This window comes from Mucilaginibacter sabulilitoris (assembly GCF_034262375.1).
GTDB lineage: Bacteria > Bacteroidota > Bacteroidia > Sphingobacteriales > Sphingobacteriaceae > Mucilaginibacter > Mucilaginibacter sabulilitoris.
This window is the reverse complement of sequence record NZ_CP139558.1, coordinates 5,407,125-5,431,873: the sequence shown is the minus strand read 5'-3', so window position 1 is coordinate 5,431,873 and position 24,749 is coordinate 5,407,125. Positions and strand designations below refer to the sequence as shown.

At 41.1% G+C, this 24,749-nt stretch carries 15 protein-coding genes; 13 read left to right on the top strand and 2 right to left on the bottom strand.

Features of this window, described 5'->3' with window-relative positions; translation table 11 throughout:
* Nucleotides 1-5: 5 nt before the first annotated feature.
* Complete coding sequence (locus tag SNE25_RS23275; RefSeq protein WP_321561410.1) at nt 6-878, bottom strand: helix-turn-helix domain-containing protein; 873 nt, start codon at nt 876-878, stop codon at nt 6-8.
* Nucleotides 879-1,193: 315 nt separating this feature from the next.
* Between SNE25_RS23275 and SNE25_RS23270 the strand changes: the two genes are divergently transcribed.
* From SNE25_RS23270 to SNE25_RS23215, 12 genes are all read left to right on the top strand, one after another.
* Entirely contained in the window at nt 1,194-1,739 is a 546-nt protein-coding gene (locus SNE25_RS23270; RefSeq protein WP_321561409.1) for a hypothetical protein, read from the top strand.
* 188 nt (nt 1,740-1,927) lie between these two features.
* Nucleotides 1,928-2,488 carry a carboxymuconolactone decarboxylase family protein gene (locus tag SNE25_RS23265; RefSeq protein ID WP_321561408.1) on the top strand — a complete coding sequence of 187 codons (561 nt, stop codon included), beginning with the start codon at nt 1,928-1,930 and terminating at the stop codon, nt 2,486-2,488.
* 32 nt (nt 2,489-2,520) lie between these two features.
* The gene (locus tag SNE25_RS23260) at nt 2,521-5,292 is read left to right on the top strand and encodes a TonB-dependent receptor (RefSeq protein WP_321561407.1); all 2,772 of its coding nucleotides are present in this window, start codon (nt 2,521-2,523) and stop codon (nt 5,290-5,292) included.
* Nucleotides 5,293-5,297: 5 nt separating this feature from the next.
* Nucleotides 5,298-6,554: an MFS transporter gene (locus tag SNE25_RS23255; protein WP_321561406.1), complete on the top strand. Its 1,257-nt coding sequence runs from the start codon at nt 5,298-5,300 to the stop codon at nt 6,552-6,554.
* Between the two features lie 61 nt (nt 6,555-6,615).
* Entirely contained in the window at nt 6,616-7,164 is a 549-nt protein-coding gene (locus SNE25_RS23250; RefSeq protein ID WP_321561405.1) for a carboxymuconolactone decarboxylase family protein, read from the top strand.
* Nucleotides 7,165-7,186: 22 nt separating this feature from the next.
* Nucleotides 7,187-7,732, top strand: coding sequence for a carboxymuconolactone decarboxylase family protein (locus SNE25_RS23245; RefSeq protein WP_321561404.1), 546 nt, complete (start codon nt 7,187-7,189; stop codon nt 7,730-7,732).
* A gap of 738 nt (nt 7,733-8,470) precedes the next feature.
* On the top strand, nt 8,471-9,343 hold the full coding sequence (locus SNE25_RS23240; protein WP_321561403.1) for an alpha/beta hydrolase: 873 nt from the start codon (nt 8,471-8,473) through the stop codon (nt 9,341-9,343).
* A 6-nt stretch (nt 9,344-9,349) separates the two neighbouring features.
* Nucleotides 9,350-10,645 (top strand): CitMHS family transporter, encoded by a 1,296-nt coding sequence (locus tag SNE25_RS23235; RefSeq protein ID WP_321561402.1) that lies wholly within the window; start codon nt 9,350-9,352, stop codon nt 10,643-10,645.
* A gap of 3 nt (nt 10,646-10,648) precedes the next feature.
* Complete coding sequence (locus SNE25_RS23230) at nt 10,649-11,989, top strand: acyclic terpene utilization AtuA family protein (protein ID WP_321561401.1); 1,341 nt, start codon at nt 10,649-10,651, stop codon at nt 11,987-11,989.
* On the top strand, nt 11,970-12,275 hold the full coding sequence (locus SNE25_RS23225) for an AtuA-related protein (protein ID WP_321561400.1): 306 nt from the start codon (nt 11,970-11,972) through the stop codon (nt 12,273-12,275). Before SNE25_RS23230 ends, SNE25_RS23225 begins: the two co-directional genes overlap by 20 nt.
* Nucleotides 12,276-13,022: 747 nt before the next feature.
* Nucleotides 13,023-16,169 carry a SusC/RagA family TonB-linked outer membrane protein gene (locus tag SNE25_RS23220; RefSeq protein ID WP_321561399.1) on the top strand — a complete coding sequence of 1,049 codons (3,147 nt, stop codon included), beginning with the start codon at nt 13,023-13,025 and terminating at the stop codon, nt 16,167-16,169.
* 11 nt (nt 16,170-16,180) lie between these two features.
* Nucleotides 16,181-17,734 carry a RagB/SusD family nutrient uptake outer membrane protein gene (locus SNE25_RS23215; protein WP_321561398.1) on the top strand — a complete coding sequence of 518 codons (1,554 nt, stop codon included), beginning with the start codon at nt 16,181-16,183 and terminating at the stop codon, nt 17,732-17,734.
* A 399-nt stretch (nt 17,735-18,133) separates the two neighbouring features.
* Here SNE25_RS23215 and SNE25_RS23210 read toward each other — a convergent pair whose 3' ends face one another.
* Complete coding sequence (locus SNE25_RS23210; protein ID WP_321561397.1) at nt 18,134-19,606, bottom strand: RICIN domain-containing protein; 1,473 nt, start codon at nt 19,604-19,606, stop codon at nt 18,134-18,136.
* Between the two features lie 922 nt (nt 19,607-20,528).
* Here SNE25_RS23210 and SNE25_RS23205 point away from each other — a divergent pair.
* On the top strand, nt 20,529-24,527 hold the full coding sequence (locus SNE25_RS23205) for a two-component regulator propeller domain-containing protein (protein WP_321561396.1): 3,999 nt from the start codon (nt 20,529-20,531) through the stop codon (nt 24,525-24,527).
* Nucleotides 24,528-24,749: the final 222 nt, after the last annotated feature.

The following is a 24,749-nucleotide window of genomic DNA, read 5'->3' as shown; positions in this document are numbered from 1 at the left end:
GGGTATCAGATACTTTCACGGTCAAAGCCAACCGTATCTCTGAAATACTGAGGAGATATAGCCACATTGCTCTTAAAAAAACGGCTAAAATAAAACTCGTCATTAAACCCCAATTCGTAAGCGATCAACTTAACGGGTTTGGAGGTTAGGTATAACTGTCTCTTTGCTTCAATAATTATTCTGTCAGCTATGAGGTTTGACAATGTCTTATTAAAGTGAGTTTTGCTTATTCTATTTAACGCTGCGGTGGAAATGTTTAGTAATTCAGCATAGTCGCCAGGACTGTGAAGTAGTTTGAAATGCTCCTCAATGGCATTTTTTAAATTACTTAGAATAACCGGTCTTTTTTCAATTGAAGCATATTCCAAATGCGTCTGTTTAATTTTGATTCGGGAGGCGTTGATCAGCAATATTTTTAAATAAGATATCAATACCTCGAGTTGATGGGTTCCCGTACGTTCCATTTCAATTTTAAGCCCGGTTATAATTGTTAACAAATATTGCGTTTCATCAATAGGTAAATTGATGATCGGTGACGCATAAATGTTATTAAAAAGAACGCCATTGCATGAAACTTCGTTCCGGTGTTTATGAAGACAAAAAAACTCAGGATGAAAATTAACCATGATCCCTTTGAAACCCTTTTCGCATTGGATCTTAAACGGCTGATAAAGAGAAAAGCACATAAGGCTATTTTCCTTAAAGCTGTATTCTGAAATATCGGCCATAAGACTTCCTTTACCTGATAAAATCAAGATCACAGAAAAATAATTATACTGCTTTAAACTATTAAAATACTCATCATTCTCAAACGTGAAAACTTTAAAAACCAAAGATTTACTTTGAGGGTTAAATAATTCTAATGCGTTGTCGTTCATTATTAATTTGTTTAATTAAAATAAAAAAAGTTTATATCAACTATGGAGTCTCTATGGTCAACAAACTTAACTCCTTTATAAGTGATCATAAGAAAATTATAGATTTGAAAAAGTAAGTGTTGGTCTGTGTTTTTTGTATTCGAGTTCACTTTAGAATATTTTGTACTCCAGACGATACAAATTTCGAACTGTTCTTCAACGTAAGCATTGCCAATAATTTCGTGCATCAAAGGGACCTTATCACTCATTCAAAATAAATTTTGAAACCACGCTTAAAAATCACATCTTTAGTTAACCTTTTGTAATTAAACCAATTTGAAAAAGTTTGTTGCTCTGATGTTATTAAACATTCATCTGCTGAATATTGGCGGGCAGCTGGCATTTCGTCAATATTTGGTTTATAAAACAGACAAGTTTTTTACTGAGCAAACCCGCAAAGGCCTTTACAATTGTAAGGATTTAACAGAGATAATTATTCCTGTTAATCTGCCCAATATTCACGATTGGGCAAATTTTGAAAATATCGTTGGGCAAATCCAGTTTGGATCTGTCAATTACAATTATGTAAAAATGAAAATGACACGGACAGGGCTTCACCTGATGTGTATTCCCAATTACGACACTACCCAATTGGTCGGCAATAATGTATTAAATACCAAAAGCGCCAAGGATAACCCCGTTCCGCAAAAAGACCATGTTCCCTTCAAAATCATTGTGCAAGAAAATCTAAATATCTCTTTTGCTCAAATTGAGTTTAACTGCCCCATAAAAACATTACAACAACCTGCAGTACGAGCTGTACAGCCGTTGGTTCATTACCACCAGGACATTCCTGAGCAACCACCTAAAACTGCCTGTTAACCCCTCTCTACAATCTATTTTTTCTGGATAGTGCTGTTAGTACTATTGAATTGCTTTATCTGAATTAGTCTGCACAATAAATAGTTTGCCTTGGTGTGTTTAACCTTTGGCAAAAGTTGCGGTACATATCGTATAGCGCCAATAGGAACACCACTCTCCGGCCAATTTTTAAATCTCAAATTAAGCTCATGCCATATATTCCGCTTGAATCACATTTGCCTGGTATTACCGGGCTACTGGAGTACCGTAAAGATAGTGCGGCTCCTATTCGCGATCTGACACAGATTTTACTGCGTGGACCTTCTACATTATCAGAAGGCGATCGCGAACTGATAGCCACAATTGTATCACACGGCAACCAATGCAAGTTTTGCACCACAGCCCACACGGCCGCCGCCGATCTCTATTTTGGCGAAAACGATACCGCGCAAAGAGTTAAAGAAAACATTGAAACTGCACCTATTAGTGAGAAAATGAAAGCCTTGCTCACAATTGCCAAACTAACAGGCCAAAGCGGCAAAAATGTAACCACAACCGAAATCAACAGGGCTAAGGCCGCAGGCGCTACTGATGTTGAAATACATGATACCGTGCTTATTGCTGCTTTATTTTGCCTCTATAACCGCTACGTTGACGGGTTGGCTACCGCATTACCGGCCGATGCTGGCTATTACAATGTATTGGCAGATCGACTGGTTAACCATGGCTATACCCGGTTACCGCAAGGCTATGATCATTTAAAAAAATAAAGCCCTATTCTAATTAATTTGAACTCAGTCACATGAAAAAACTTTTATTCATCATATTATTACTATCATCAGTAAACTTGTTTGCACAACAGGAAAATAAAATAACGGGTACCTTAACCGACGCCGCTACCGGCTCTCCGGTTGCCGGCGCAGGTATTAGCATAAATGGAAAACTAACCGGTACCATAACCGATTCAAAAGGTAATTTTAGCCTTAATCTTAATAAAATAAAACCACCCTTTACGCTGCTGATAACAGCTGTAGGTTATGAGCCTATAGAAAGTAATGTTACTTCTATAGGCGAAGTTGTTAATCTCAAGCTACAGCAAAAATCCATCATACTTGATGAGGTAGTGTCGTCTGCAACGCGTATTAACCAAAGCATTTTGCAATCGCCGGTTAGTATCGAGAAAATGAGCCTAAAAGCCATCAAAGAAAACCCTTCGTTCTCTTTTTATGATGGACTACAAAACTTAAAAGGTGTTGAAGCAGTAACCAGCAGCTTAACCTACAAGCAGGTAAACACCCGGGGCTTTAACAGTACCGGAAACAGCAGGTTTTTGCAACTGGTTGATGGTGTTGACAACCAAACCCCAGGCCTTAATTTTTCTGTAGGTAACCTTTTTGGTGCGTCTGACATTGATATTGAAAGTGTGGAAGTTATTCCGGGTGCCGCCTCCGCATTGTATGGACCGGTGGCATTCAACGGCTTATTATCTTTAAAAACAAAAGATCCGTTCAAATACCAGGGTTTAACTGTACAGGTAAAAACAGGCCTTAACCATTTTGGCGAATCAGCTGTAAAGCCTCAGGGATTATATGATTTTGCTGCCCGGTATGCCAAAGCTTTTAACGATAAGTTTGCCTTTAAACTAAATGCATCATACCTGACCGGGCGCGATTGGTATGCTGATGATTATACAGATGTAAGTGCCTCTACGCCCGCAGCGCAGCGCGGTCCCAATAACCCTGGCCGCGATGCTTTGAACATTTATGGAGATGAAGTGTCACGCACATTGCCGGGTATTGGTTTGGTATCACGCACAGGTTATGAAGAGAAAGACCTAATGAACTACAATGTTTACAGCCTTAAATTAAACGGTGCGCTGCAATACCGTATCAATAATAATTTAGAGGCAATTTACCAGTATAACTATGGCCGTGGTACTGCAAGCTATACAGGCAGTAGCCGTTTTGACCTGAATAATTTTGTGCTGCAAACACACCGCGTAGAATTAAAAGGTAGCAACTTTTTTGTGCGCGGTTATTCGGTTTCAGAAAATTCGCACGATTCTTACAACACACGCTCGCTTGCACAGTTCATTAACCGCGATTGGGTAAAGGACTTGAATGGCAATACCGTAACACCAGATAAAGCAGATGATACCTGGTTTACCCGTTATTCAGCAGCATATACTGGCAATGCAGCCGGCGTAACAGCTCATGATAACACGGCTGCCAGAGCCTTTGCCGATCAGGGCCGTTTTTTACCGGGTACCGAAGCTTTTAACAGCGCCAAAGATGCATCCATCCATAATTATGGATTGAGCGGCGCAGGTGTATTCAGCAACAGCAAGTTTTACCATGCCGATGGTCAATATGATTTTACCCAGGTTATCAAGATATTTGAACTACTTGCAGGCGGTAGCTTTCGCGATTATCGCATGTTTACCAACGGAAGCTTATTTGATGACAAAACCAACCGCGTAACCATACAGGAATATGGCGCGTTTTTACAAGCTGCAAAAAAACTGTTTGACGACAACCTAAAACTTACAGCTTCCATCCGTTATGATAAAAACGAAAACTTTAAAGGCAGTTTTACCCCTCGTTTTTCGGCAGTTTATACCGTTGATAAAATGCACAATTTCAGGGCATCCTATCAAACAGGCTTCCGTAACCCAACTCCTGTTGATCAGTTTATTCACCTTAACGTAGGCCCAATTACCATATTAGGTGGTGCACCTAAAAACAGTGCAGGGTTAAACGTTTATGAAAACTCATTTACTGCGTCGTCTGTAAGTGCTTTCGGCGCTGCATTTGGCGCAGCTATGCAGGCAGGTACGCCTTTCCCGCAAGCTGTTGCAAACAATAAAAACCTGCTGCAAAAATCAAACGTAGCGTATATAAAACCTGAGCAGCAAAAAGCATTTGAAGTGGGTTATAAAGGCCTGATTGATGACAACCTTTTAATTGATGCAAACTACTACTATAGCAGTTACACCAATTTTATACTCAATACGGTAGTTATTCAGCCCGAAAATCCTGTTGTTGCTGCCGATGGTACAATTAACACCGCGGCTGCGAGTGATATCCCTAACGGTAAGGTTCATGCGTTTCAATTATACACTAATGCGCCCGACAAGGTATCGGCCCAGGGAGCAAGCGCCGGCCTTACTTATTTATTTGGTAAAGGCTATGCATTAGGAGGCAACGCCACTTTATCAACCTTTAACCTGCGCAATGCCAATCCGAATAACATCGCCGCTTTTAACACACCAAAATGGGCAACCAATGCCACTTTTGGCAACAGCAACGTTGCCAGCGACTTTGGGTTTAACGTGGCGTGGCACTGGCAAAGCGCATTTGATTGGTATGGTACCTTTAATGGCACCCGTCCGGGGCGTGTAAATGCTTATTCGGTGGTTGACGCACAGATCAGCAAAAAACTTCCAAAATTCAAATCGACTGTTAAACTGGGCGGCAGTAATATTTTTAACAAGCAAATTTACCAATCGTATGGTTCGCCGGCCATTGGAGCCATTTATTATGTATCGATAGTATTTGATGACCTTTTAAAATAAATAACATGAGCACACTTATAGTTAATGAGGCAGCTGCAAAACCACAAACAGGTATCAGCGCAGCTTACCGGGTTATGTTATTCTCCATTTGCTTTTTAAGCAGTGCATTGGGGGGCACAGTATCTACCTTAATGTCTACCTATTTACCCGTGGTAGTGAAAGACTTGCAAGGTAATTTGCCTGCTGATGAGATCAACGCGGTGAGCGGATATATCAACGCCATTTTTATTTTTGGCTGGGCTTTAGGAGGTTTTACCTGGGGTGTTATCAGCGATAAAATGGGGCGTAAAGCCACATTACTCATGGCAATTAGCTGTTACGGTATATTCACCATACTTACCGGGCAAATGCCCAATTGGTGGGGTGTTGTGCTATGCCGTTTCATGAGTGGTTTTGGCGTAGGCGGTGTGCTGGTAACAACCATTACACTCGTAAGCGAGGTTTGGCCCGCCAAAAGCAAGGCTGTAATTATCGGCATTTTATCTATCGCTTTTCCGGTGGGTATTTTTTCGGCGGGCGCTATCAATTTTGTGGTATCGTCCTGGCGGTCAGGCTTCCTCATCGGTATAGTGCCACTGGCACTTGCTTTAATCGGAACCTGGGTATTAACCGAATCGCAAAGCTGGCTCACTTATCGTAACGATATTGTCAACCGCAACAACCCATTGAATAAGCTCCTGTCACCTGCTCATCGCCGCGAACTCATAGTAGGTTCGTTAACCTTTGGCACTATGCTGATAGGCTTGTGGGCCATATTTTCGTGGCTCCCAACCTGGGTGCAAAGCCTTATTACCGATCATGATGCCGCTAAAGAGCGTGGCTTAAGCATGATGTTTTTAGGCATGGGCGGTTTAACCGGTGGTTTTTTATCGGGATGGATGGTAAACCTCTTAACATTACGCCGGTCAATGCTCATTTGTTTTGCGGTATGTGCTGTGCTGTCATTCGTGCTGTTTAAAACTAACAATACGTTCAGCCCGGTTATCTACGCGGAAATAGGTATACTGGCTTTATTTTTTGGTGCAAGCCAGGGTGTATTATCGGCTTATATACCACAGCTATTTTCAACCGGTATCAGGGCCACAGCTACCGGTTTTTGTTTTAACATAGGAAGGATATTTACGGCCACCGCTGTATTATTTGTAGGTGTGCTGGTATCAACTCTTGGCGGATATGGCAATGCGATTTTCATTTTCTCGTTAGTTTTTATAGTAGGCTTTCTGGTAGTACTATTTGGGCACGAAAAGAAGGTTAAAAGTTAGAATTTCAAGCGCGTAAGTAAAGAATTAAATAATTGATCAATTACAATCTAAATAAAAAATCATGGCACATATTAATGTACCCGAAGGGGTCCCCGGCATCCGCTCACTCGTGATGTTCAGGCCCGAAACAGGTAAACCACTTTATGAACTGGCTCAAATTTTATTGCGTGGCGAATCTACCTTATCACCAGCTGAGCGTGAGCTGATAGCGGCTTATGTATCGTACCGCAATAACTGTACGTTTTGCTACAGCAGTCACGCTGCCGCCGCGAGATGTTTGTATGAGGATGATAAACCTATTGTTGATGAGGTGTTGAAAGACATGCAACAGGCGCCCATAAGCGACAAGCTGAAGGCCCTGTTAAACATAGCCGGTAAAGTACAAATATTAGGTACAGAAGTAAAGCAAACCGATATTGATGCAGCTAAAGCACTCGGAGCTACCGACCGGGAATTACATGATACCGTATTGATAGCGGCTTCCTTCAGCATGTTTAATCGTTATGTTGATGGTTTGGCCAGTCTTACACCAACCGACCCTGAAGCTTATGTTGAGATGGGGGTACGTATGGCGAAGGGTTATACTTTACCGCCGCAACCGCAGCAATAATTATTCATTATAAAAAAACACCATGGCACATATTGAATTAAATAACGACCTGCCCGGCATCAGGGGATTGATGTTTTACCGGCCAGAAACAGAAGCTCCTTTAAATGCACTTGCTGAATTCTTGTTACGCGGCGACAATACCTTAAGCCGCGGCGAGCGTGAACTAATAGGCACTTACGTATCTTATTTAAACGATTGCTTTTTTTGCCAGAATGTGCATGGGGCTGCCGCCGGCCATTACCTGGATTGCAACATGGAGCAGATAGATGCCATCAAAGCCGACTTCACCTCGGCCAGCCTGCCACCCAAAATGAAGGCTTTATTAGCCATTGCGGCCAGCGTGCAAAAAGGCGGCAAGTATGTAACTCCGGAACAGGTAGATGAAGCCCGGCAGGAAGGTGCTACAGATAAAGAAATTCATGATACGGTGCTGATAGCCGCATCCTTCTGCATGTTTAACCGTTATGTTGATGGCCTGGGCACCTGGGCACCACAGGACAGATCGTTTTACATTAACCGCGCCCCGCAAAGAGCCATTGAAGGTTATGCGGGCAGCATTTTAAAGTAAATTTTGGACGTTATCCGATTGGAAACTAAGATCCCTGATAGGGTCTTTGATTTCGTATGTGTGACCCAAAAGTACGCCTGTTGAACTCATTTATTGCGGATTGTAAGCGAATAGTAGCCTTAAGGAGAAAAAAGGATATTTAACGGCGTAAAATCAGCAGTTTTTAAGATTTGATCCAAAATGTATCGAACCCCTCCGTCTTTTGATTAATCGGAGGGTGAGAATAACCCATTGATTAATGATAAAATATCTTGAAAAATTTTAAAACTCATCCATACTGCGTCTTTGATTGCGGCAAGTTAATTTGAAAGTGCCGGGTTCACCAAGATTAGCGAATCACCGCGTATCATGAGGCAGATTACGAAAAGAAGCAAAAAAATCTTCACTTATTTAAAGAAAAGCAAAATCTAAAAAGCTGCATTTTTTTCATTATATCAAATAGTTATATTAGATTTTATTATCATTGTGTTGTATTTACGCATTGAGTACTCAAGACCAATAAGCCAATAAGAAACACTACATCTTTACTCTTTCAATAATTTGTTTTGCCATGATCGGGATTTAGCTAAGATACGTACTCGGATCAGGTAAAAACAGGACTACGATGTCAATCGGTAGTAGGGGAGGATTTTGCGCAGAAAGGATCTTCATTGACAGACGGCATGTGGCAAATTGTTGCTAATACAAAAGGGCAGGATGTTGCAGATAGTACAAACAAGTCAAATGAAATAAGTCCCAATGAAAAGAATCTGCTTTATTTTTACATTTTTACTCTGGTTGGGTTGCATGGATGGCTATGCGGCGAAGGTGGATACGCTTAATATTTCAAGCCAGATCATGCAAAAAACGGTTAAAACCGCTGTGGTATTACCTGCGTCTTACCAGGCTTCCCGGCAGAACTACCCGGTGATATACCTGCTGCATGGCGGGCAGGGTAATTACCGCGACTGGCTAACAAAAACCGATGATAAGCTGATGCTGCACAAACTTGCCGATCAGTATAATTTTATCATTGTTACCCCCGATGCGGGGCTGATGAGTTATTACTTTGACAGCCCGCTGGATAAAGGCAGTCAGTACGAAACCTTTATAACTAAAGAACTGGTAGAAAAGATAGACGGAACTTACCGCACCGTAAAAGACCGTAAGGGCAGGATTATAGCCGGCCTGTCAATGGGAGGTCATGGGGCGATGTACCTATCCACACGGCATCCCGATATGTATTGCGCTGCCGGCAGCATGAGTGGTGTAATGAATATCAACACCGCTACCTGGAATGTACCACCCGAATTTGCCAAATCGCGCAGCGCCAACTTTGAACATTTGCTTGGCCCGCCAACGGATACCGCGAACCCGTACCGCGAATATTGTGCTGTAGGTATGGTTGATAAGATGAAGGTCAACGATGTAAAGCTGATTTTTGATTGTGGGTTTGATGATATCATGATTAAACCCAACCGCAAATTGCATCAGCTATTATTAGCCAACGGTACACCACATGATTATATTGAAAGGCCGGGCAAACACGACTGGCCTTACTGGAGCAGCGCGGTATCGTACCAATTCCTGTTCTTTCAAAAAGTATTTTTGGCTAACGGAACCATACATTAAAACCATATGCTATCGATCCTGGGTTTTTTAACTATTATCGTTTTTTTATCGCTCATATTTACAAAGCGGCTTTCGGTTTTGCTTTCGCTCATTATTGTACCGGTAATTTTTGCCCTTGTCGGCGGGTTTGAGCCAAAGGAAATAGGCGAAATGATATTGACTGGAATTAAACAGGTAGCCCCAACAGGGATATTGCTTGTGTTTGCGGTATTGTATTTTGCCATCATGATTGACACAGGTTTGTTTGATCCCATCATCAAGCGAATTATTAAGCTGGCCAAAGGCGATCCGCTTAAGATTACGTTGGGTACCGCCATATTAACGATGTTGGTTCATCTGGATGGTGACGGCACCGCCACTTTCATGATCACCATAACTGCCTTGTTGCCGATATATAAAAGACTGGGGATGAATAAACTGATTCTACCTTGTATCGTGGCCTTAAGTGCTGGTGTCATGCACCTGGTTCCCTGGTCGGGTACGCTGGCAAGGGCGCTTAATGTGATGAAGACGGATCCGACCCATCTCCTGATCCCGGTCCTTCCGGCCATGGCATGCGGCATTTTATGGGTATTGAGTGTTGCTTACTGGCTGGGCCGGCAGGAGCGTCGTCGTTTGGGCATTGTACATCTGGATTATGACCATGAGCAGGAACTTTCGGAAAATCAAAAAAGAATACGTCGTCCGCAATTATTTTGGTTCAACGGTATATTCACTGTTTTGTTGATAGTAGCCCTGGTTTTGGGTCTTGTTCCTCCCGCAGCTCTTTTTATCATGGGTTTTGCGGTGGCCTTATTGGTCAACTATCCATCCCAGGTGGAACAACGGAAGAGGTTACAGGAACATGCTGCAAACGTATTTTCCGTTTCGGTCGTAATTTTCGCAGCGGGAGTGTTCTCCGGTATCCTTTTGGGTACAAAAATGATCGATGCCATGGCGCTGTCTATGGTTGCTATTATACCCAAAGAACACGCTGGCTATTTGCCTGTACTGGTAGGTGTAACAGGGATGCCGTTAAGTCTGGTATTTACCCCCGATGCGTATTATTTCGGCGTTATCCCTGTTTTGAAAACAGCGGCAATGCATTATGGCTTAAACAGCATAGAAATAGGCAGAGCCGCTATATTGGGCCAGATGACAACCGGTTTTCCCTTGAGCCCTTTAACAGCGTCTACTTTTGTGCTGGTCGGCTTATCTGAAGTAGAGCTGGCGGATCATCAGAAGTTCACCTTCAAATGGGCCTTGGGAACAACACTAATCATGACGCTTATCGCAATATTAACCGGGGCTATTCATATATAAACTATGCAAAAAAACAAAGTTAGGATTGGTTGTGGCGCCGGATTTTCAGGGGACAGGCTGGAACCCGCGGTGGTTTTAGCCGAAAAGGGGGCGCTTGATTATTTAGTATTGGAATGCCTTGCCGAACGCACCATCGCGTTGGCCCAAAAAAGAAAAGCGGCTGATTCCATGCAGGGATATGACCCGCTTTTGGAACGTCGGATCGAACTGCTGCTGCCCGTGCTTAAACAGAACAAGGTGCGGCTGATCACCAATATGGGTGCGGCAAATCCAGTTGCAGCGGCTGATGAAATTATTAGAATAGCCAAAAAACAGGGTATTTCAGTTAAGGTAGCAGCGATAACAGGTGATGATGTTTTGGAACATTTCACCGGTGAAGAGATCGCTATGGAAACAGGGAAACCCATTTCCTGCTCCGGTCAGCTTTTGTCTGCAAACGCTTATCTCGGAGCGGATGCTCTTTTGCCGGCTTTACAGTCTGATGCTGATATCATAATTACTGGACGTGTTGCTGATCCTTCTTTGTTTGTTGCACCCTTGGTGCATGAATTCGGTTGGTCGTTAGATGACCCGGATATTATCGGGAAAGCAACCGTGACGGGGCATTTGCTGGAATGTGCAGGGCAGATTACCGGGGGATATTTTGCTGATCCGGTAAAAAAGCCGGTCGATAATATGCATACACTGGGACATCCCTTCGCGGATGTTTACGCTGATGGCAGCTCCATCATCGGCAAAGTTGAAGGTACTGGCGGTAGCATCACCCTGGCAACGGCCAAGGAACAGTTGTTGTATGAGGTTACCGATCCACATGCTTATTTTACGCCGGATGTCATCGCGGATTTTACGACTGTCAGTTTGCGGCAAACAGCTTCAGATTTGGTAGAAATGAATGGAGGAGGTGGTTGTATAAAACCGCAGTCACTAAAAGTAAGTATTGGTTATAAGGCGGGTTTTAGAGGAGAAGGCGAGATTACTTATGCCGGTGCCCATGCATTGGAGCGCGCGAAATTGGCCGGGAAAATTATCAAACAGAGGTTAAATGACAACTTTTCGGCGCTCAGGTTTGACTACATCGGGCATACTTCAGTTCATCCATCATCATTAAGCAGCGACTATAAACCCTATGAAGTAAGGCTTCGGGTAGCAGGAAATGCACTTCATGAACGAGAAGCGGCGATCATAGGAGAGGAGGTAGAGGCACTTTATACCAACGGCCCAGCGGGAGGTGGTGGCGTGCGAAAGTACACCAATGAAGTGATCGGGATCGTATCCACCCTGATTGACAGGAACAAAATACAGGCAAAGATAACCTTGAAAGAATATGAGCATCAGGCTTTATGATATCGCACATAGTCGCGCGGGAGACAAGGGTAATACGCTCATTTTGTCCCTTATTCCCTATGAAGAAAAGGACTATGATTTATTATGTGAACGAGTGACAGCCGAAAAGGTCCGCCTTCATCTAAAAAGTATTCTGCATGGTAACGTCATTCGCTACGAAATGCCCAATATCCATGCTTTACAGTTTGTATGTAGCCAGGCATTATCCGGAGGCGTTACCACATCTTTGGTGATGGATACCCATGGTAAGACATTAAGCTACGCTTTATTGGAAATGGAAATATAGCATCTGTAAAACAAGGAAGCTGTTTGTTATAATAGCATTAGTAATAGGATAAAAAGCCATACTCAAATTGTCGTCGAAGTATAATTAAAAATACCCAGCCCGGCGAATGTACCATCTATTCCTGACAAGATAAATCCATATTAAATTATGAACTTCTATTTTAACATATATAGCTTTCGAAATAGGATTTTTTTGAGTTTCTAAGTGCCCTTCATTAGCTATGCTAATAAATATTTGTGATTTTTTTAATTAATGCCACAATTCTAAGCCATTGCATATTATACCTCTACGTTGATTTAAAAATATATCACTTTTGAAGGCATGTTTTGAAGACTAAGTCATGGAAAATTGCTTTTCAATATGATATTGCCTCTTTGTCCCCTCTTTTTTGCCGTTTAGCCCCTTTTGTTTTCTGTGTTTTTAAAAGACTTTGCTCTCACGAATAGTCATATCGAAATGACCATCGTGTAAACCAATTATTCTTTTAATAAAACCATCATGAGAAAGATTCTGAAAGTAGCGTATGCTCCGGAGAAAGGAAAACCGCCGGCATCTTAATTAAAAACGCTTCACGAAAATGCCAGGGTACACCTGCCATGGGAATTGTATGTTATAGCTGATTCCGGGAACTGCATTTCTTCATTTAAAGACATGCTTTTCGGTTGTCGGCGGCTTTTTACCGGCCATGTTGACATATTGCTGCCCTGCTTATCCAACCCAACAACTTAAATTATTTATAACCCAATTATGAAACGAAAATTACTTATTTCAAATTATTTGTATTCCAGGGGTTTCCGCACCACATTTAACGCTTTGGCATTGTTCATATTGCCAATTGGTGCTAACGCGTCAACCCCCAGTTTATTAACTCACCACAACAGGCCTATATCAGCTCGAACAGCTTCTTATAAAGCTGCAATTACTGTAAAGGGCTCTGTGGTTGATGCTACTAATGATCAGCCGCTGGTAGGAGTTTCTATCAATGTAAAGGGAACTAATAAAGGTGCGCTAACTGATATAAAAGGCAACTTTCAGCTTAGCAATGTACCCGAAAATGCTGTGTTCGTGGTAACTTATATCTCCTATGAGAAAGTTGAAATTGCAATTAACGGGAAAACTGATATCGCAATAAAACTTAAACCATCAATGAAAACCCTGAATGATGTGGTGGTGGTAGGTTACGGAACGCAGAAGAAAGAAAATCTGACAGGTTCTGTAGGTATTGTAAATACGCAGGATCTGGAAAGCCGCCCTTTAACAAATACCAGCCAGGCACTACAGGGCACCGTTTCCGGTGTGTTTGCGCTGCAAAGCTCAGGTAAACCGGGAGATGACAATACCGTAATAGACATTCGCGGGGTGGGAACATTTGGAGATAATTCCCCATTGGTATTAGTTGACGGTTTTCCGGGAACCATTGGAGATGTAAACCCTAATGATGTTCAATCAATTTCAGTGCTGAAGGATGCCGCATCTTCGGCTATTTACGGTAACCGTGCTGCGAACGGTGTTATATTAATTACCACTAAACGGGGATCGGCAGGCAAAATCCGTGTCAATTATAGCGGATATGCAGGTATTCAGAGCCCGACAAGGCTACCTAAAGTATTAAACTCGGTTCAGTATACTACGCTGCATAATGAGGCAGATATAAATAGTGGAACGCCCCCCACATATCCCGACTCAATAATCCAAAAGTATGCGGCTCACAATAACCCGTTGTACCCGGATATCAATTATTTTGACGTGTACTATGGTAATGCTTATATGCAAAATCACAGGGTAAGTGCAACCGGGGGCAGTGATAATGTTAATTATTCCTTTATGCTGGGCCATTTGGATCAGGATGGCATATTGGTTGCAACCAATTATAAGAAAACAGACTTCCGCCTTAATCTTGACAGCTACCATCTAAAAGATAAAAAACTCCGTGTTTCAGGCAATATATCCGGAAACGTGGGGATAAAAAATGAACCAACCGACCTTTGGAACGCCGAATGGTATGCAACCTTAGCACCAATACATCCGCTTAAAGATGCCAACGGAAACTGGGTTTCGGTTAACGGCGAACGTAACTATTATGGAGAGATTAAAGAAGGCAGTACAAATCTTACAAAACGCTATAATTTTAGTGGCCAGGCCGAAGCTGAATATAAAATTTTGCCAGGATTAAGTGCGCAACTTACTTACGGCTATAACGTAATCTCCACCAATGGCAATGCTTTTCACGCTAACGTGACTTTGCAAAACCAAAACGGAACCGTTACACAATTACCTTCAGATTTGACTGCAACAAGTGAGATTGACGGCCACTCGTTGCTTACCGGTTTATTGAAATACAACAAGACAATGAATCGCCATTCATTTAATTTTTTGGCTGGCTATAGTGAAGAGGAGTTTACCTATGACTGGCAAAGCGGTTATCGTTTACATTTTGTGAATAACACGCAACGGGTATTGAACCTTGGCGATCCAGCCACCCAAACCAATAACGCCGGGAGTTATGACCTTGGTCTTCGCTCATATTTTGGCCGTTTTAATTACGCTTTTGATGAAAAATATTTATTTGAAGCCAATATCAGGAGAGACGGTTCTTCGCGGTTTGCCCAAGGTAAGCAATGGGGAACATTTCCTTCATTTTCTGCTGGCTGGGTAGTATCTAAGGAAGGTTTCATGAAAAACCAGAGCTGGCTGGATTTTGCAAAGGTTCGTGCTTCCTGGGGCCGTTTGGGTAACCAAAACATCAGCAATTATTATAACGGCAGCGATATCCTGAGCTCTGGCCAGAACTATTCGTTCGGCGGAACACTTAATTCTGGTGTTGCTATTACTCAAATGACTAATAAAAACCTGACCTGGGAAACTGCTCAGCAACTGGATCTGGGCCTCGACATCTCTTTGCATAATAACATTGAAATTACTGCAGATTATTTTGATAAAAGGACTAAGAACCTTTTGCTGACCCAGCCGATCCCATTAACGATTGCCCAATCACCTCCAATGGCTAATGCAGGCGAAGTACAAAACAAGGGGTTCGAGCTTGGTATCACCTACAGAAAGGCATTTGATAATGGTATCAAATTAAGAACTTCCCTGAATGTATCACATATTGTAAACAAGATCCTCAGCATGAATGTGCCCCAGCAGTTTACTTCTCCAAAAGCAATTGTTGTTGGTTCTGCTATAAATTCATTCTACGGTTACCAAATGACGGGAATTTATCAGATCTCTGATTTTACATGGCAAAATAACAGCGATTCATCGATTCCTTATGCAAAGCGTGATTATACACTTAAACCAGGTATTGTTAAAGTAACTGATTACAGCAATACCCAACCTGGCGATATAAAATATGCTGATCTAAACGGTGACGGTATAGTCGACCAAAATCATGATCGAAAAATCATTGGCAAGCAGTTCCCTGATATTACGTATGCATTTAACTTCAATATAGCCTGGAAAGGTTTCGACCTGGGTGCATTTTTTCAGGGTGTACAGGGTATGCAGGGCTATACCTATTATGAAATAGCATCACCCTTTAGCGGATTTGCAAATCTGGGTACCTGGTGGTTAAACAGATGGACACCACAAAACCAATCTAATACGTATCCTCGTCTGACAATGGATGGAGGGAAAAACAATATCCACTCGTCTTTCTATGTGGAAAATGCATCCTATCTGAGGATCAAAAATATTGAATTGGGGTATACCTTAAGTCCGGCTGCCATTAAAAAAATTGGCTTAAGCTCACTCAGGATATATGCGAATGTGCAAAACGCTTTCACGTTCACCAAATTCAAAGGCTTTGACCCCGAACAAACCGCAGACCAAACCAGGGCTGAAGCGTATCCGCAGGTTCGTGTTATGACCGCAGGCGTAAATGTTAATTTCTAAATGATAAAATCATGAAAACTATATATAAAGTCTTAATCGTATTTGCTGCTATCAATCTTGCAAGCTGCAAAAAGGACCTTCTTAACAAAACTCCAAAAGACCGTTTGTCTCCTACAACTTTCTACCAGAATGAAACCCAGGTGAAAATGGCTTTGGTTGGAATTTACAATGCGATACAGCCCAATGCAACACCGTCGCAATTTTTTCAGTTTGATTTTGAATCGGATAACGCCTATTGTCAGGATGCCTGGCAAGGGTCTAAAGAAGTAGGCGAATGGCAGACAACATCCAACAGCTGGGCTCCTAATGCTAAGTGGAGTCAGGATTTTGCCATTATCTCCAGGGCTAATGAGTTTTTAAAGGATGTTGCCACCGCAAATGTTGATGCTGTAGTAAAGAGTCAAATGTCGGCTGAGGCGAAGTTTTTACGTGGCTACGCTTATACTGATCTGATTGCTTATTTTGGCGACGTACCCTTAATTACTCAAGTTCAATTACTTTCGGACGCTTATGTTTCCCGGACAGCCAAAGCCACGGTGCTGACCCAGATCGTAGCTGACCTGACGGATGCAGCAGCAGCACTGCCAACCTCCTATTCTGGTACTGACGTTGGTCGCGCAACAAAGGGTGCCGCACTGGCCTATAAAGCCAAAGTCTTGTTATATAATGAGAAATGGGCGGATGCTGCGCAGGCGGCGCAGGATGTAATCAATCTTAAAGCCTACAGTCTATATCCCAATTATAGTCAGACGTTTGATGAGGCACATGAAAACAACAGCGAAGTGATTTTTGATATCCAATATATACCAACCACACAGCCACAGCCATGGCCATCATCTGCCTTATCTTTGAGTGTTTGGCCAACGCCAAACGTGACTGCTGATTTGATCGATTCATATTATATGACCAATGGATTGCCTATCACTAATTCGGCTTCAGGATACAATTCTCAAAATCCTTATCTCAATCGTGACCCAAGACTGGCTGCGTCGGTTGTGTTGCCCGGCTCCCAATGGGGCTCAACTACTTACATTCCTGCTAATGACGTAGTTCCATCGGGAGCGCGTCCGCGTAAGTACGCTGCAATCGGCATTGCGGACCCCAATAATTGCTCCCTTAATACTATCCTGATGCGTTATGCTGATGTATTGCTGATTCGTGCTGAGGCTTTAATTGAATCTGGAAGCACCTCGGCAGAAATCTATACACTCATTGACCAGGTTCGGGCAAGGGTAAACATGCCAAAAGTTGAAGCTGTAGAAGGTACGGGCTTAAGCCAGTCACAATTACGGGTGGTTTTACGTCATGAACGCAGGGTTGAATTTTTTATGGAAGGTACCAGGTATGCTGATATGTTGCGATGGAAGGATCAGTCCCTGGTACATGATGCGTATGGCTATGATAAATCTTTGCTGAGTAATCCAGCAAGCACATCCACATGGCAATTTAAACAGGCTAAGTTAGAGACCAGAACATTTAACGCTGCCAAAGGATGGCTATGGCCAGTGCCCCAGGCTGATATAGATATTAACAAAAAATTGTTGCCCAACAACCCAGGATATTAATATGTCCTGGTGTTACATATTTAAGTGATGTAATTCATAACTTGTTTTAACTATAGCCCTCGATAGAACTTCCAATTGTGATGGTCTATCGAGGGCTTGTTTTATGTGTGACCTAAGAATGTTAATTTGGGGGAGAGACGCATAATTGCGTCGCCCGTATGCAATTTATAGTGCATGATCATTATCAAAAGAGTTCTGTTTTACAGGAAACGCATAATTACATCTCTACGAAAAGGTTTTTATATATGATTTTAGACAGCCTCAGAGTATGCTTTTTATATTTCAATTTGACGTAAACAACTACTAATGAAATAAGTTATCAACTAAAAAAGCTGCCTTTTTTTAAGACAGCCTTTTAACCAAAGTCAGGTGTCTACACCCGGCAATAGCGCAGTATTTTTATTGAGCGATAAGTTTCCATTGCTGATTGTTACTTGAACCCTGGTACCACTGTTGTACAGATGATCCATTAGCAGTTAAACCTCCTGTATCAAGACATTTACCAGTTGTAAGGTTAATCACCCTGTAATATCCGTCTCCTGTAGAAGCAAGCGACCAACGTTGATTGGTACTTGTGCCTACCACATACTGTAAAACATTTGATCCGTCGGTAGTATTGGTACCCACATCAAGGCATTCTTTCCCTGTTACACAGCTTAAGGTATAATAACCGGCTGTATAGCTTATATTCCATTTCTGATTGTTACTTGTTCCGTCGGCCCATTGAGCTATAGCTGCGCCATCAGTTGTACTGCCTAAATTATCAAGCATGAGGCCTGAAGCCCGGTTTTGAAGCTTGTACCTGCCATCAGCAACCGGCCCTATCCAAACAGGTGAAGCAGTAAGTTTCCATGACCATCTGAACATATTTGCAGTACCGGGGCTAACCTCGGTAAGGTTATTGTTTGCCGTATACCAGCGATAGGTATCAATATCATTAACGCCAGACCATGCAATTGTTCCCATTGAATTATCCTTGGCATAGGCAAGTGATCCGGTCAGGAATGCCTGATCAACATATACGCCGGTATCCCATTGCCACCAGAAACTCATGTTTCTGAATGTTTCGATACCAACCTCTGTAACTATTGTACGGGAAGCATAGGAGCCTGTTCTGGCCGACATGATATTATAATAACTTGACCAAACATTGTATGAGCCCCAGAACCACCAGTAGCAGTGTAAACCAAGGTATTGGTTGGCTAATCTTGAATCGGCACCAACAGCAGTTACGTCTGCAGCATAACCGGTGCCATCCAGGATACATTTTCCATCCGCCGGGTTATAAGTGGTTAAAAAACCGGCATATAAGTTGTTCAAATCGGTACTTGAATAATCAACAGGCTCATTGATTGGCTCATATAATATTGATGTATTGTTTTTATATACATTATTTACAGTTGTCCACATGGTATGCCACTGTGCTGTATCGGGTACGTGATGAACACCAACTGGCCAATAACAAAGGATCACTTTGCAACCGTTTGCCACAACTGCGTTAATTGCAGCCTGGTAAACCGGCCAATAGGTTGAGCTTGATGCCGTCCAGGGGTTTATCGGCATCCTGATGGTAGTTCCACCACTTGTTTTAACGGCACTGGATATACTGGTTGCCAAAGCGGCGGCCTGCGTTGAGGTGAGGGATGTTGTCATACCGCTGGGCAATACAACCCTTCCGTCACCCTCATTACCATTTGGATCGGCCCAGTTTATGCCCCTAAAACCGTTTGTGTTAGTAGTTGAAAGTGCAAGTGTTTGTTTTTTAGTATTTTGCCGGGACAGGTCAACGTTTTTTTCAATAGCGTTTTTAGAACAGCTCACTAAGGAGGCTAACAGGCAGCATAGTGCCCCGATAGTTAAATTTTTTCTCATGTGCTTATATTAAATGTTAAATAATTAGTTTTTATGATTGTTCGATTTTGACTTTAGACATGGGGGAGACCTTCCTGACGTTGTCACGAAGCAAGTAATGACATAGGGTGATTGTAAAACAACCAGATGTATATTCTGGAGTAATTCAAATATTTTTGTGGTAGACATATCAAAAAAATCAGATCCCGGGCCATAATTAACCATCAATCGCTACCAGATGCGGCTGTCAGCAATCTGATTAGCCAGTGAAAGCGGCTACAATTAATAATAAAAAGGTAAAATCTGTGTTTATATGGTTTAACCTAAATTTCTCTTAAAAAGCAGAAATTGAAAAGGGGGTAAAGCCTCAATATTGCGGGGATAAAGTGTCATTTTACATACTTTTAATACAATACCTCAACTTTTTGCCATCTTCTTATTTGTTTTTTCTCTAACATGTAGCAGTTCCGTTTAATACTTGGTGGTATTTTGAATTATTGTTATAAGTACAATTAATAATTTTTAAATTTGAGTACTTATAAACTTAATGTTTCAGCATTCTACGAGAGGGTAGGCTAAATTTGAAGGAATTGTTTCATGCGGTTAAATGAAGTTTGGTTGTCATTATCAAAAGCGAGAAATGCATCAAATATGGAATTTAATGCATCAATATTGAAGATTCTCGCCTATGCCTCATACAACTAACAGGCTGTGTTCTTCACGTCTTTAGGGTCGCGTCATTATGATATTTATAAGTGTATTAAGTACAATATATTATTAATGGCTTGCGAAGGTGTAAGTCCTATTTTATACGGGTAATTAAAAGTGATAATGGATTATGTATAAAGTTCTCTTGTATTTTCTTATTGATGTTTGTTTTATAACTGGTCTGAATGCGCAAACTCTGACAAACCTTCCAATCAATGATATCAAAAACTTTGCGTTGAAATCATATACTACTCATGACGGCCTGCCATCTGAAAATATAACAGTGGCACTTAAGGACAAGCGTGGATATATGTGGATAGGCACAGATAATGGGCTTTGTAAATTTGATGGCTACTCCTTTGAAAGTTTAGTGAATATTCCTGGGAACACGGCAAGCATCAGCTCAAATTATATTAATGCCCTTGCAGAAGATAAAAACGGAAAAATATGGGTTGGGACAATGGACGGCCTAAATGTTTTAGATCCCAACACAGAGAAATTTGAACGATTTTATCACAGCGATAAAGTCAAACAGTCGCTAAGTAACAACAAGATTTTTTCGATATTATGTGACAAAGAAGGAACCATCTGGATAGGGACCGACGACGGTTTTAATCAATATGTGGCAAATCAACGATCATTTATTAGCTATAAACCTAACCTGAACGACCATTCAATAAAAGGGAAGTCGGTAAACGCAATTGTTGAGGATAACAAGAAAAAGCTTTGGTTAGGGAATTGGAATGGTGGATTAAATAAATTCGATAAGGTCAGTAAACGTTTTACAAATTATCCGCAAACGGAATCTCAGCTTAAAAAAAGTCCTAATGATATTTGGAGCCTTTTATACGATCAAAAAAGTGGCTGTATTTGGGTGGGTACCTATTGGAGCGGTCTTTTTTGTTTTGATCCTAAGCTCCAACGGTATACCCGCTTTTCAAGTCATGATAATCTTAATATTGGCGCCTTTAGCATTGACCAGGCTAATGATTCCACTTTAGTTGTTGGGAGTAACGGTGGATTTTATTTTATTAATAAGGGTAATGGTCAATGGCGAAAAATTGGAAATGTTAATAGTATTGCCGATGGCTATGTTTATAATGACGGAGCCGGAATTATGTGGCTTTGTGGTAAAGATGCTTTAACAAAAGTTGATTTTACGCAATATAAATTCCACTTCATTCCCTTATCAATCGCACCTCGCGAAGCAAAAAGTATGTTATTGCAAGGCAATATGCTGTGGTTGGCTACCAACGAAGGACTTTATCAGTTTGATTTAATAAACAAGGCGACAAAGCTATTTCATCACACAAATGATCCATCAAGTATCAGCAGCAATCAGGTTGGCAAAATATATTTAGACAATAGTGGTGTGCTATGGGCAGCAACAGAAAATGGGTTTGATAAGTTTGACAGTACCAACAATAGATTTATACATCACTTTCATCATTCTGCCCTGAGTAATTTCTTCAATGAAGATGTTTTCAGAGATATTCTTGAAGTAAGTCCTCATGAATATTGGCTGGCAACAGACGCCGGTTTAAAGATATATGATGAAGAAAAACAGCGATTTAAACATTATTATAACGATGATAAAAATCCTAATTCAATTGCCAGTAACCACATTTATAATCTTTTAAAAGATAACAAGGGTAATGTATGGATTGGAACGAGCGGAAACGGGGTTGATCGTTTTGACCCGAAAACCGGGATTTTTCACCACTATACTTATAATGATAAAATTGCCGGCAGCCTGAGCAATAATATTGTGCATTGTGTATTCGAGGATAGCAAAAAGAATATCTGGATCTGTACAGCCGATGGATTGAATAAATACGTTCCGGAAAGCGATTCTTTTATTGTTTATTCACGTAAAAATGGATTTGCAAGTAATGTTTTTAATAATCTCGTTGAAGACAGCTTTGGTAATCTTTGGATCAATTCTGCCACAGGGGTATCAAAGTTTAGGCCCCAAACATTAGCCATCACTAATTTTGATGAAGGCGACGGCGTGTTTTCGCATTCGCTTATTTATCGGTCTGCTGATGGTCGGATTTATTTAGGAGGAAATTCCGGTATAGTGGTTTTCGATCCGTCAAAAATTAAATTGAATAATAAAATCCCGCAAATTTACTTTTCTGATTTTAAAGTGTTTGATAAATCCGTAAGGTCAGGTACAAATTCAGTATTGAAAAAACCGGTTAGCATAGCTGATACTGCTTTTCTTAATTACGACCAAAATGTATTTTCAATTGAATTTGTATCACTTAATTATACTCATTCAGAGAAGAATGTTTACCGTTATAAGCTGGAAGGTTTTGACGAAAAATGGAATTTTAATAATAATCAACGAAAGGTTACTTACACTAACCTTAATCCTGGAACTTATACATTTAAGGTAATTGCAAGTAATAATGATGGCATCTGGAACAAGACGCCAAAATCCCTTACTATCATTATTTCCCCCCCGTGGTACCGAACCTGGTGGGCATATACAATTTATGCCATATTTATTGGCGGAATGGTTTATTTGTATCTCTTGTATAGGGACCGCCAGGCCAAGTTAAAATATGAAATTCAAATAGCTCACTATGAAAGCGAAAAGGAAAAAGAACTTAGTGAACGAAAGCTCGCCTTCTTTACTAATATTTCTCATGAGTTCAGAACACCATTGACATTGATCATTAATCCCATTAAGGAACTTTTGTATAATAAAAAAGAGGTGATGGATACCTCCAATTTAAACATTGTTTACAGAAACGCCCGTCGGCTATTAGGTCTGGTTGATCAACTGCTTCTTTTTAAAAAGGCAGAGTCGGAATCTGATCAGCTGAGAATAAGCAAGGTAAACTTAATAGATTTATGTAAGGAGGTTTATTTATGTTTTGTACATGAAGCGAAAAGGAAACAAATTAATTTGGAGTTTGTATCATCATCCGATTGTTTGAATGTTTATGCAGATAGAGAAAAAACAGAAATCGTATTGTTTAATTTACTCTCGAATGCCATGAAATTTACCCCCAGGTTCGGAAAAATCCGTGTCTGCGCGGAAGAATCTGAACAAGAGATATCAATAATTGTTGAGGATACAGGCTGTGGGATATCTTCCGAGGTGGGCGACAAACTTTTTAGCCGGTTTTACCAGGTATCTGATTTGGCCAGTACATCAACCGGAGGATTTGGTCTCGGCCTTTATCTTGTTAAAAATTTTGTAGAGCGCCAGGCCGGAACCGTGAAATATCACAGTCAGGCCGGAACGGGGACAGCCTTTACCGTTACTTTGAAAAAAGGAAGATTGCATTTAAAAGATCAGATGATCTCAGAACAGCCAACAACTACTTCCTTGTTCTTAATGGAACTGATCGATTCTGAAACTACAGCCAATGATATAATATCTGTAGCGGATCCTGGTGTGGGGGTATCAGTGTCGGAATTCAAAACGCTGTTAATTATCGATGACCATGAGGATATGAGAGAATACCTTCGTCAGATATTTAAACTTGAATATAACGTTCTTGTAGCGCCAAACGGCGATGACGGAATTAAAATTATTAAAGAGCAGTGGCCTGATATCGTTATATGTGATGTTATGATGCAGGGTATGACCGGAATAGAAGTTTGTGCTTCTATTAAAGAAAATATGGCAACCTCTCATGTCCCCGTGATCCTTTTAACCGCGAGTGCATCAAATGAGATCAAATTAAAGGGCATTGAAGGGGGCGCTGATGATTATATTGGAAAACCTTTTGACAAAGATATCCTGAAAGCACGGGTCAACGGGCTACTTAAAAGCAGAAACACACTTCAGCAATACTTTTATAATGAAATTACACTGAACAATAACCCACACACTATCTCAATTGAATATAAACGGTTCCTGGATTCCTGTATCCGGATTGTGGAAAAGCATATCACTGATCCGGAATTTAATCTTCAATCCTTAGCTTCTGAATTAAATATGTCGTATTCGGGGATTTACAAAAAGATCAAAATGATTTCAGGGCAACCAGCAAATAGCTTTATAAGGTCGATCAGATTGCGAAAAGCCGCACAGTTATTTGTCCATAGCGATTTAAATATATTGGAAACTGCCTATGCCGTTGGAATAAAAGATATCAAATATTTTCGTGAGCAGTTTAAAAAAGTGTTTGATTTAAAACCTTCTGAATACATCAAAAAGTTCAGAAAGAGTTTTAATAACGCCATGGTTAACCAGGGGGCCGAAAGAAAATAACCTTGTTTGAAAATTGCTAAAAATCATTCTTTAGCGGTAACTTATGCTTGTCGGTATTGATATTCTTTTTGCTTTGGCCCCAAGCATTACGAAACAATCGTTTTGAACATGTTTTTCGTGGTTTGCCCCTCTGATTTTACTGATTAGCCCCTTTTTATTAATTGATTTTACATCCATTTTAGCAACATCAGCTAAACATAATCGCAACCTTGATGCGGTTTT

Excerpts from the sequence above, each read along its gene's own strand:
- SNE25_RS23265 (WP_321561408.1), top strand. The coding sequence starts at position 1,928 with ATGCCATATATTCCGCTTGAATCACATTTGCCTGGTATTACCGGGCTA.
- SNE25_RS23225 (WP_321561400.1), top strand. The coding sequence starts at position 11,970 with ATGAGCATCAGGCTTTATGATATCGCACATAGTCGCGCGGGAGACAAG.
- SNE25_RS23235 (WP_321561402.1), top strand. The coding sequence starts at position 9,350 with ATGCTATCGATCCTGGGTTTTTTAACTATTATCGTTTTTTTATCGCTC.
- SNE25_RS23210 (WP_321561397.1), bottom strand. The coding sequence starts at position 19,606 with ATGAGAAAAAATTTAACTATCGGGGCACTATGCTGCCTGTTAGCCTCC.
- SNE25_RS23230 (WP_321561401.1), top strand. The coding sequence starts at position 10,649 with ATGCAAAAAAACAAAGTTAGGATTGGTTGTGGCGCCGGATTTTCAGGG.
- SNE25_RS23255 (WP_321561406.1), top strand. The coding sequence starts at position 5,298 with ATGAGCACACTTATAGTTAATGAGGCAGCTGCAAAACCACAAACAGGT.
- SNE25_RS23275 (WP_321561410.1), bottom strand. The coding sequence starts at position 878 with ATGAACGACAACGCATTAGAATTATTTAACCCTCAAAGTAAATCTTTG.
- SNE25_RS23250 (WP_321561405.1), top strand. The coding sequence starts at position 6,616 with ATGGCACATATTAATGTACCCGAAGGGGTCCCCGGCATCCGCTCACTC.
- SNE25_RS23245 (WP_321561404.1), top strand. The coding sequence starts at position 7,187 with ATGGCACATATTGAATTAAATAACGACCTGCCCGGCATCAGGGGATTG.
- SNE25_RS23215 (WP_321561398.1), top strand. The coding sequence starts at position 16,181 with ATGAAAACTATATATAAAGTCTTAATCGTATTTGCTGCTATCAATCTT.
- SNE25_RS23260 (WP_321561407.1), top strand. The coding sequence starts at position 2,521 with ATGAAAAAACTTTTATTCATCATATTATTACTATCATCAGTAAACTTG.
- SNE25_RS23240 (WP_321561403.1), top strand. The coding sequence starts at position 8,471 with ATGAAAAGAATCTGCTTTATTTTTACATTTTTACTCTGGTTGGGTTGC.
- SNE25_RS23220 (WP_321561399.1), top strand. The coding sequence starts at position 13,023 with ATGAAACGAAAATTACTTATTTCAAATTATTTGTATTCCAGGGGTTTC.